General features: G+C 68.4%; 11 protein-coding genes and 1 pseudogene. 5 read left to right on the plus strand and 7 right to left on the minus strand.

The window, feature by feature from the left end; translation table 11 throughout:
- Together ACFP2V_RS33995 and ACFP2V_RS34000 are read left to right on the plus strand one after the other, a co-directional pair.
- A pseudogene (locus ACFP2V_RS33995) lies at positions 1–392 on the plus strand (transposase); the annotation flags it as partial.
- Between the two features lie 216 nt (positions 393–608).
- Positions 609–1,076 (plus strand): MarR family winged helix-turn-helix transcriptional regulator, encoded by a 468-nt coding sequence (locus ACFP2V_RS34000; protein WP_381219126.1) that lies wholly within the window; start codon positions 609–611, stop codon positions 1,074–1,076.
- A gap of 190 nt (positions 1,077–1,266) precedes the next feature.
- On the opposite strand, the gene ACFP2V_RS34005 is transcribed toward ACFP2V_RS34000, so the two are convergent.
- The 3 genes from ACFP2V_RS34005 to ACFP2V_RS34015 form a co-directional block, all read right to left on the minus strand.
- Positions 1,267–1,545, minus strand: coding sequence for a hypothetical protein (locus tag ACFP2V_RS34005; RefSeq protein WP_381219127.1), 279 nt, complete (start codon positions 1,543–1,545; stop codon positions 1,267–1,269).
- A gap of 342 nt (positions 1,546–1,887) precedes the next feature.
- Positions 1,888–2,226 carry a GNAT family N-acetyltransferase gene (locus ACFP2V_RS34010; RefSeq protein ID WP_381219128.1) on the minus strand — a complete coding sequence of 113 codons (339 nt, stop codon included), beginning with the start codon at positions 2,224–2,226 and terminating at the stop codon, positions 1,888–1,890.
- 22 nt (positions 2,227–2,248) lie between these two features.
- Positions 2,249–3,238, minus strand: a complete 990-nt coding sequence (locus tag ACFP2V_RS34015) for a pirin family protein (RefSeq protein ID WP_381219129.1) — start codon at positions 3,236–3,238, stop codon at positions 2,249–2,251.
- Positions 3,239–3,360: 122 nt separating this feature from the next.
- On the opposite strand from ACFP2V_RS34015, the gene ACFP2V_RS34020 reads away from it, so the two are divergent.
- Positions 3,361–3,849 carry a carboxymuconolactone decarboxylase family protein gene (locus ACFP2V_RS34020; protein WP_381219130.1) on the plus strand — a complete coding sequence of 163 codons (489 nt, stop codon included), beginning with the start codon at positions 3,361–3,363 and terminating at the stop codon, positions 3,847–3,849.
- Between the two features lie 66 nt (positions 3,850–3,915).
- Here the strand turns inward: ACFP2V_RS34020 and ACFP2V_RS34025 are convergent, their stop codons facing one another.
- The 4 genes from ACFP2V_RS34025 to ACFP2V_RS34040 form a co-directional block, all read right to left on the minus strand.
- Positions 3,916–4,044 (minus strand): hypothetical protein, encoded by a 129-nt coding sequence (locus ACFP2V_RS34025; RefSeq protein ID WP_381219131.1) that lies wholly within the window; start codon positions 4,042–4,044, stop codon positions 3,916–3,918.
- A 426-nt stretch (positions 4,045–4,470) separates the two neighbouring features.
- On the minus strand, positions 4,471–4,938 hold the full coding sequence (locus ACFP2V_RS34030) for a MarR family winged helix-turn-helix transcriptional regulator (protein ID WP_381219132.1): 468 nt from the start codon (positions 4,936–4,938) through the stop codon (positions 4,471–4,473).
- 303 nt (positions 4,939–5,241) lie between these two features.
- Positions 5,242–6,192 carry an NmrA/HSCARG family protein gene (locus ACFP2V_RS34035; protein WP_381219133.1) on the minus strand — a complete coding sequence of 317 codons (951 nt, stop codon included), beginning with the start codon at positions 6,190–6,192 and terminating at the stop codon, positions 5,242–5,244.
- Positions 6,193–6,526: 334 nt separating this feature from the next.
- Positions 6,527–7,153: an alcohol dehydrogenase catalytic domain-containing protein gene (locus tag ACFP2V_RS34040; RefSeq protein ID WP_381219134.1), complete on the minus strand. Its 627-nt coding sequence runs from the start codon at positions 7,151–7,153 to the stop codon at positions 6,527–6,529.
- 42 nt (positions 7,154–7,195) lie between these two features.
- On the opposite strand from ACFP2V_RS34040, the gene ACFP2V_RS34045 reads away from it, so the two are divergent.
- Together ACFP2V_RS34045 and ACFP2V_RS34050 are read left to right on the plus strand one after the other, a co-directional pair.
- A complete protein-coding gene (locus tag ACFP2V_RS34045; protein WP_381219135.1) occupies positions 7,196–7,555 on the plus strand; it encodes an SGNH/GDSL hydrolase family protein in 360 nt (119 codons plus the stop codon).
- Positions 7,556–7,701: 146 nt separating this feature from the next.
- The gene (locus tag ACFP2V_RS34050) at positions 7,702–8,820 is read left to right on the plus strand and encodes a S8 family peptidase (RefSeq protein WP_381219136.1); all 1,119 of its coding nucleotides are present in this window, start codon (positions 7,702–7,704) and stop codon (positions 8,818–8,820) included.
- The last annotated feature ends 18 nt before the right edge of the window (positions 8,821–8,838 follow it).

The following is an 8,838-nucleotide window of genomic DNA, read 5'->3' on the forward strand; positions in this document are numbered from 1 at the left end:
CCGGAAACGCGGCATCCTCACCGACACGCTCGGGCTGATCCTCGTCGCGATCGTCACCGCGGCGAGCCTCTCCGAAAACGCCGTGGGAACACAACTCCTTGACCGGGCCAAGGAAACGTATCCGACCATCACGAAAAGCCGGGTCGACACCGGCTTCACGAACGCCGTGGTCGAGCACGGAGCGCGGCTCGGAATCGATGTCGAAGTCGTCAACAGAAACCCCGGAGTTCGCGGTTTTCACGTCGTGAAAAGGCGCTGGGTGGTGGAGCGGAGTATTGGTTGGATCATGATGCACCGCCGGCTCCGAAGCCATGATCCACCTCGCCTCGATCGACGACCTTGCCAAGCACATAACGGACGAGGCCACACCAACCTGGCGAGGTACCTACTAGGTCATAAGCGGCAATCCGTCCACGCTAAACGCCCTCTGACATCCATAGGGGCATCAAAGTCGTCCGACAGGCATCGATCCCGGCACCTCCCGGATCGCGCACCGGGGCCGGATGTGAACCGAAGCATCCGGGTCACGACACACCCGGCCTCGCCGAGGGCCGCATCCCTGCCACTGCCAGTAGATGAGCTGTCAACGATTTCGTTAGACTGCCCTCATGGACGTACCACCACGCTGGCTCGACCCAGAACAGAAGGCCGCCTGGGACAGCTTCATCCGCATGCAGGAGAAACTCATCGGACGGCTGTCCCGACGCGTCCAGGCCGACTCCGGAATGTCAGCAGCCGACCACACCGTGCTCGTCAACCTCACCGAGAGAGGTGACGGGCGGATGCGCTTCCTGGATCTGGCCAAACTCGTGGAGTGGGAGAAAAGCCGGATGTCCCACCAGGTCACGCGGATGGCGAAACGCGGGCTCGTGGTCAGGGAGGAGTGTCCCGACGACGGACGCGGAGCATTCATCGTCGCCACCCCGGCCGGCTACAAAGCGATCGAAGAGGCCTCACCCCAGCACGTCGAGCACGTCCGCCGCCTCTTCATCGACGCCCTGACCCCGAACCAGCTCAGCACGCTCGGCCGGATTTCCAAGCGCATCCTGGACCACATGGAGAAGCAGCCGGACTGACTGGGCGGGGGGACTGGACTGTCTGGACCACGAGAGGTCAGCCCTGTGCCGACCGAAGGGACGCACTGACGTGCGGGGCCGCCGGCCAATGAGCGACTCTGACGCGTAAATAACTGCAGGTGGGTGCTCTCTCGGGCAGGGGTATCGGCCCGGTCGGAGTCGTCTCCGCCGGGGCTGCGGCCACGCTCGTTCATCCAGCGGCGTCCATTGGGTCGAGGATGACGCGGTAGCCGAGTTCGTTCAGCCGGCACACGGCTCGGCGTGCGGCCCGTTCGGGATCTCGTTGGGTGAAGTAGCTGCCGCCGAGCTCGCGGTAGGGCACGTTGTCGTTGAGCATGTGCCAGATCGCGGTGATGATCGAGTGCTCGACGGCGACCAGCACCCTGATCGGGCCCCGGCGGGCGGTCAGCCGCTTGTAGCGTGCCTGCAGGAAGGAGTCCTTGGTCCGTGCCGCTCCGAACGCGGCCATCCCCCGTGCCCCTTTCAGGTGGGGGTTGCCGGGCCGGACCCGGGTGAACCGGCCCGGGTCGCAGCACACCGGACAGTCCCGCCTCACGCCGCCTGATACCCACCCACTGCCACCGCTGGCGTGGTGCCAGCATCGGCAGCCGGACAGCACTGCAACCTGTCAGCAAGCCCAAGGGGCCTGCTTGAGCCGTGTGCTCGGACGACGGGCACGCACGGTTCTGAGGGGGGTACGGCGCAGTAATGTGCCGCACCTACCCGACCTGAACGGCGACTGCGAAGAACGCTGGGCACGAAGGTCAAGGCGCACGACTTCGCCGGCCAGGCCGAGAAGAAGACTGGGTGCTCAGCCGAGCTGTGCCTTCAGCCACCGCAGGACATCCGGTGTGACCCGGTCGGTGATGTCCGCGAACTCGTCGTGCCGCTTGAGGAACTTGGCGACGTAGGGGCAGACCGGGACGATCCGCATTCCGGATGCGCGCACGTCGACGAGTGCCTGCTGGACCAGCTGTCGGCCCAGCCCCTGGCCGGCGAAGGCCTCGTCGATCTCCGTGTGGAAGAAGACACGCTGCACGCCCAGGTCACGGTAGGCGGTCAGACCCGCGCGCCGGCCGTCGACCAGGATCTCGTACCGGCGATCGGCGTCCACACGCTCGACGACCGTGGTGGTGGAGGACTCGCTCATGGTGTGCCTTTCGTAAGGGAGGTCAGCGGGTCGGGGGGTTCCGGCGCGGTGTGATGACGGCGTTCGGCAGGGCCGGTGCGGGAAGGCGGCCGCCGGGGAAGTCCTCGATGACACCGAAGCGGTCGGAGGAGGCTTCCCAGTCCTCGCGGGCCTTCACGATGTCCTCGTGGCTGCGACCGATGAAGTTCCACCACATGACGATCTCCTCTCCGAAGGGAGGCCCTCCGAGGAGGATGGTCCGCGCCGGGGCGTCGGTCTCGTTCACCATCGTCAGGGTGTCCGCGCCGCGAGGGACGTAGCCGAGTTCGGCGGGCCGCAGAAGAGTGTCGATCAGACGGATCTCCCCGCTGTCCACGAGAAGGCCGTGCTCGAAAGCCGCGTCCACGGCGAAAGTGAGCGTTGCACGGGGTTCGATGACGATCTCGGCGCCGAGCAGCGGCGTGAAAGTCCGGACCGGGGAGGTCCGGCCGACGAGCGAGCCCAGGAAGAGCCTGATCTCGGCCCCGTCGACCTGCGTGAGTTCGGGCACGTAGTGCTGGAAGTCCCGGTCGGCGTCGCGGTGTTCCTCGGGCAGCGCGACCCACAACTGCACGCCGTGGATGACGGTGGAGTCTGGGGTGGAGACCTCAGAGTGGGCGATGCCGTATCCGCCGGTCATGAGGTTGATCTCGCCGGGCCGGATGAAGGCGTGGGTGCCGAGGGTGTCGCGGTGTTCGAACTCGCCGCTGAACAGCCAGCTCACCGTCTGCAGACCGGTGTGTGGATGCGGGGGCAGGTCCATGCCACCCAACGCGGCGACCTGGTGCGGGCCGTAGTGATCGGCGAAGCACCAGGCACCGATGAGTGTGCGCTCCCGCTGGGGCAGCGTCCGCCGCACACGCATCGCACGTGGACCGCCGAGGGGGACCTCACGCGCCGACAGGACATCGACCCGGGGGGCTCCGGCCGGCCGGTCGCCGTCGACCAGCGCACCGCAGCGCAGAGCCGCGGCATCAGTCTCCGGGTTGCTCACCGAGAGCACCTCCTACACGATTTGGTTGTCACATCAACTATGATGCCACGAAGGCAGCCAAATGGCCACAGCACCCGTACGAACACCGACCACTCCGAGCGTGGCCCGAAGGAGCCCCCGACGTGAGCGACCACACCCATAGCTCCCCACCCCGCAGGATCTCCATCGACAAACAGAGCTCCAAGGCCTTCCAAGCCCTGCTGCAGGTCTCGGAGGCGGTCCGAGCAACGGCCGCCGAGGCCGGACTCGACCGCACCACCGTGGAACTGATCAACATCCGCGTGTCGCAACTCAACGGCTGCGCCTACTGCCTCGGCCTCCACACCAGAACGGCCCTGCGCGCCGGTGATTCACCGCGGAGACTCGGAATCTTGAGTGCATGGCGGGACACCGGCCTGTTCACACCCACGGAGCGCGCCGCCCTGGCGCTGGCCGAGAGTACAACCGATCCGGCGAACGCCACGGCCCAGACTTCAGCCTACGAGGCCGCCCGACAGGTCCTCTCCGCCACCCAGATCTCAGCCGCGATCTGGGTGGCAGTCACTATCAACGCGTTCAATCGCGTGTCGATCATGAGCAAGCACCCCGTACCACCGCCTCACAGCAAGTAGAGGCCGCCGAGGCGCCGCCTGTCGGGGCTGACGGTGCAGCCCCGCTCGGCGAGCAGGGGCCGCACCTCAGCGACCGCCCGGGTGACGGCGAAGCGGTCCGCCCAGGTCCGCATAGCCGATTTCGCCCACGCCCGCGTCGGCCATGAGTTCCAGCATCCGGGCCTTGGTCTTCACGTGCCACAGGACGGTGTTCACGCCCCCCCCAGGCTGTCGGCCACCGCCCGGGTCGACCACCCCTCCAGCCCCCGGTCCCCCAGCACCCGCAGTGCGGCGTCGACGACCGCCGCGCGCGTGAGCCGGCCTGCCGTGTCTTCCCCGTCTCACTTATTGGTCACTGACCTACTCCACTCCGGCAACCCGCCCGGCCGCTGACGCCGCTGGAAACCGACCACTGAGCCCAGCCGACGGGCAGGTCCGGTCAGCGAGCGAGGAGGAAGCAGCAGAGCTGCACACTCCCACAGATCATCAGGCACAAGATCATCCGACGCCCGCAGAACTCAGCCGCCCACCAGCCGGGCTGCCAAGCCCTGAGCCAGACTCATTCCGAAACCATGAGTCAGACCTGGCCAGTGCGGCGGAGACTCGGTTGACGAGTCGCGCAAACCTCACGAGGCTCTGCCCTCAGCCACCACTGCTGCGACGCTTGCGCTGAGTAGATGGCGCAGGCCGGGCCACCCGATCCGGGCCGGTTGGTTCCTCGTCCAGCTTCTCCACCACACGCTCGGAGATCCGAGCCAGCACCTGCAGCTCCGACGGCGTGACGTGGTCAAGGAAGAGCCTGCGCACCGCCTCCACATGACGTGGGACGGCTGCTTCGATCACCGCTCGCCCCTTGTCCGTGATGACCACGAACGTGCCACGGCCGTCTTCGGGACCCCTGTCGCGCACCACCAGACCACGCTTCACCATCCGGGCGATGTGATGGGACATCCGGCTCTTCTCCCACTCCAACGCCCTGGCGATGTCCAGAAACCACCGCCGCCCCTCCGGTACGTCCGTCAGCTCGACCAGTACGGCGAAGTCGGCAGGCGATACGTCGGACTCCGTCTGCAACAAGCGGGACAAGCGGCCCATGAGCCTCTCATGCATGCGGACAAAGCTCCGCCACGCATGCTGCTCCTGCGCCGTCAACCTACGCACCGCTCTTCCATGCAGAGGCCGCAGCCGCTCGTCGACGGTCCGGCCCTCAGTTCACAACGGTTGGCTCGGACGACCGGCCAGCGATGCCGCCCCAGCCGAAGGAGCCCCGCCGAGCGGGGAGCTCCCAGCTCCTCTGCTCCTGCCCCTTCACCGGCACGACACCGCGCCGGTGAAGGCGCGTTCCCCTCATTCGGCGTTCCGAGGGTGCCCGCAAGCGGCACCCTCGGGGCACGGCCCGCCGACGGTAGCGACTCAGCCCACCTCGATGTTCGCGGCGTTCTCGGCGAGCCAGTCGTCGAAGCTCTTGAGTTCCGGATTGATCTCCCGCAGGCGGTCCAGGTCGCGGGCGCCGGTGAACTCCTGCTCGAAGTCGCCGTAATACTGGAACATGTTGGCGATCTCGTCGCCCGCCGGTACGCCCAGGGAGCGGAAGACGTCGTAGGGCACCGACTGGAAGCGCACCGGCTCGCCGAGCGCGGCGCCCATCTTCTGCGCGTACTGGGCGCCGGTCAGGTGGTCACCGGCGAGGCCGACGGTCTGGCCGATGAACCGCTCGCCGTCCTTGAGGATGGCGAGCGCCGTGCGGCCGATGTCGTTCACGTCCACGCCGGCCAGCAGCTTGCCGTCCTCGAGCGGCAGGGTCAGCGTCAGTACGCCGTCCTCGGCACGCTTGGGACCCATCGCGGACAGGAAGCCCTGGAAGTAGAAGGCGGTGTTCAGGAAGGTGGTCGGCACCCCGGCCTGCCGGAACAGCTCGTTGCCCTCGCCCTTGACGTCGAAGTGCGGGACGTTGTACTTCTCCTGCAGGACAGGCATCCGCTCGTCCTGCAGCGGCAGCAGTTCCCGGGTATCCTCCAGCGTCGACCACACCGCGTGCCGCAGCCCGGCATTCTTCGCGGCCCGCACCAGGACCTCGATCTCCTCCCTCTCCTTGGCCGCCGAACCGTGCGCCCAGAAGTTGGTGACGAGGAAGGCACCGTACGCACCCTCGAACGCCTCGTGCACGGTCGGCTCGTCATAGAAGTCCGCCCGCACGACCTCCGCGCCGAGCTGCGCGAGTTCCTTGGCCGCGGGCGAGTCGGGGTTCCGGGTCAGCGCACGCACCGTGAATCCCGAGTCCGGGTCGGCGAGGATCGCCCGCGCGGCGCCGCCTCCCTGTGCACCGGTGGCTCCGGTGACCGCGATGACCTTCTGCTCACTCATGTGATTACCCCTACCCGAGGAGAGATTGTTGATGGGTCAACTGAAGCGCATTCTGGTTGATGTGTCAACATGTGGCGCTGGATTGAGCCATGATCGCTGCGAAAGTCACCCGAGTGGCGCAATGCGACCGGTCGGACGCCCAGTTCGGCCCACACGCGGGCGGCGTTCAGGGTCGCCGCCATGACCGCGAGGAGGCCGTCCAGGGGCTTGAGCACCGGCTTCACCCGAGCCAGAAGAGCTCTCCGCGACGAGGATGGAGGAGCTCCGTGCCCATTCGCCCGGCTGGACCTCTGTCAGGCGCGCCGAACCTTCGGCCGGCGGGGCGGAGGTCCGACTACGCAGGCCCCGGCTCTCCGCCGGGAGTACTACGGGCTTGCCGCTCAGTCGACCCGGACTGACTCACTGCCGGTGCCGCCGCAACCTCATCGAGGGGGTGGGGACTTGCGACAGGCATCTGCAGCTGTCCCGCCCCGATGAGGGCGAGTATGTCACCGAGCGCTTCGGGACCCTCCGCTCCCGGCTCGGTCCTGTGCGCCTGGACCGGACGGCACCGACGTACTCGCACAGCTCCTGCCGCCGCGTGAGGGCGAGGGAGCGTGCGCGACGGCGCCCGCGGCGTCGAAGGCCACGAGTGAGAGGACGCGGGAACGGAGGACGGCCTGGCGACCGGTGCAGCGGGGTCAGCGAGCGCCGACCGCGCGCAGAGGGGGCAAGACAGCCCCCCCAGCACCTCGTCACCGAGGCTGAAGGCGGTCACACCCTCGCCGCCCTGGTCAACTGCACCGGCCGCGTCGGAGCCGAGGCCGCCCGGGAGATCGACGGGCATCACCTGACGCATGAAGCCATGCAGGATCTTCCAGTCGATCGGGAGGCAGTGGCCGCGCAGGTGGCCACCGACTTCCTGCGCCGGCCGGAGGTGGCGTTCAAGGCCATGCGCGGTCCTCGCGCTGCACGGAGTCACCGGCGTCCTCTCCTGCTACGGCACCAACGATCTCGCGGCCCGGTGCGAGGCCAGCAGATCCTGGGCAGCTATCGGGACGCCTTCCGGCGGCTGCGGGCCGCGGGCATCAAGGTGTACATCACCCCCGTCACCCCTCGACCCGGCCGCACGGGCCAGAACAACCGCGACCGGCGCACCGTAGGTACGTTCGTGTCGACGTGGAACAACTGCGCCGGCACCTGTGACGGCGTGCTGCCCTTCGGCCAGGTGCTCAGGGACCCGGTGAAGCCGAACAGCAGCCATCCGCCGTACGACACCGGGGACGGTGTGCACGTAGACATCGCCGGTCAGCGGGCCCTCGCCGACGTCGTCTCGCTCCCGATGCCGGCGTCGGCGTCGGCGTCGGCGTCGGCGTCCCGCTGAACGCGCCCCTTCGGGCGACGGCTCCGGTGTCGCGGTTGCGACATGTCCCACCTGTGCCAGCGAAAACGAATGACACGGCGATCGGCACCGCCGGATTCTGTCCAGCGCGCACACATCCCACGCGCTGGACGGAAGGCACTGCACATATGAGACGGATCCGCCTGGTGGCGGCGATATCGACAGGACTCGTCCTGGTCTCCGGCGCGGTGGCGTCGGCCGCCGCCACATCCGACACAGCGTCCCCATCCCGAGAAGCGGCCCACAAGGCACCGTCGAAGCACCTGGGCACCGTTCGCCTGATCACCGGCGACCGGGTGACCGTGGGCACGGACGGCGACGGGCGGCGGACCGCCTCGGTGGCGCCCGGGCCCGGACGACGCCACATCGTCTTCCGGACGTACGAGGAGGACGGGCGTCTGACGGTCCTGCCGTCCGACGCCGGGAACCTGGTCGCGGCGGGGCTGGTGGACCGGAACCTGTTCGACGTGGGCGCCCTCCTCGCACAGGGCTACGACGAGGCGCACGCCGACGCGCTGTTTTTGATTGTGGCGGGGGCCGACGGTGCGGCGGCGCCCGCCGTCCGGCGCCTGACGGACCTCGCCGAGGACGGCTCCCCGGTCCGCCGCCTGGACAGCATCGGCGCGCGCGCCGTGCGGGTCGCGGACGACGACCTCGGCCGGTTCTGGAAGCAACTGGCGCCGGACACCGACGAGATGAACGCCGCACGGGCGGCGGGCACCCCGCGGGTGTGGCTGGACGGCCGGGTGCGGGCCACCCTCGACCGCAGTGTGCCGCAGATCGGCACGCCCGCGGTGTGGAAGGCGGGCCAGCAGGGCGAGTCGGTCAAGGTTGCGGTGCTGGACACCGGCGTGGACCAGTCGCATCCGGACCTGGCCGGCCGGATCTCCGAGGCCCGGGACTTCTCCGACAGTTCCGGGACGGGGGACGCCTTCGGGCACGGTACGCATGTAGCGTCGATCGTCGGCGGCAGCGGCGCGGCGTCCGCCGGGGGCAAGGGCGGCAAGGGCGTGGCGCCTCTGGCCGACCTGATCGTCGGAAAGGTGCTCGGGGACGACGGCTTCGGTACCGAGTCCCAGGTGATCGCCGGCATGGAGTGGGCGGCGGGCAGCGGTGCCAAGGTCGTCAACATGAGCCTGGGCTCGGACGCTCGGAGCGACGGCACGGACCCGATGAGTCTGGCGCTGAACGAACTCACCGGAGGCGTCGCGTATTTACGGGTTGCTTCCGGGGCTTGGGTTCGTTGATGTGGTATGGGTCGTTTC

Source organism: Streptomyces incanus (assembly GCF_042656345.1).
In the GTDB taxonomy this organism is placed as follows: Bacteria; Actinomycetota; Actinomycetes; order Streptomycetales; family Streptomycetaceae; genus Streptomyces; species Streptomyces incanus.

What these genes read in the sequence shown, in the direction of transcription:
- ACFP2V_RS34030 (WP_381219132.1), bottom strand. Translation starts at nt 4,938, where the DNA reads ATGCATGAGAGGCTCATGGGCCGCTTGTCCCGCTTGTTGCAGACGGAG.
- ACFP2V_RS34005 (WP_381219127.1), bottom strand. Translation starts at nt 1,545, where the DNA reads ATGGCCGCGTTCGGAGCGGCACGGACCAAGGACTCCTTCCTGCAGGCA.
- ACFP2V_RS34010 (WP_381219128.1), bottom strand. Translation starts at nt 2,226, where the DNA reads ATGAGCGAGTCCTCCACCACCACGGTCGTCGAGCGTGTGGACGCCGAT.
- ACFP2V_RS34050 (WP_381219136.1), top strand. Translation starts at nt 7,702, where the DNA reads ATGAGACGGATCCGCCTGGTGGCGGCGATATCGACAGGACTCGTCCTG.
- ACFP2V_RS34000 (WP_381219126.1), top strand. Translation starts at nt 609, where the DNA reads ATGGACGTACCACCACGCTGGCTCGACCCAGAACAGAAGGCCGCCTGG.
- ACFP2V_RS34035 (WP_381219133.1), bottom strand. Translation starts at nt 6,192, where the DNA reads ATGAGTGAGCAGAAGGTCATCGCGGTCACCGGAGCCACCGGTGCACAG.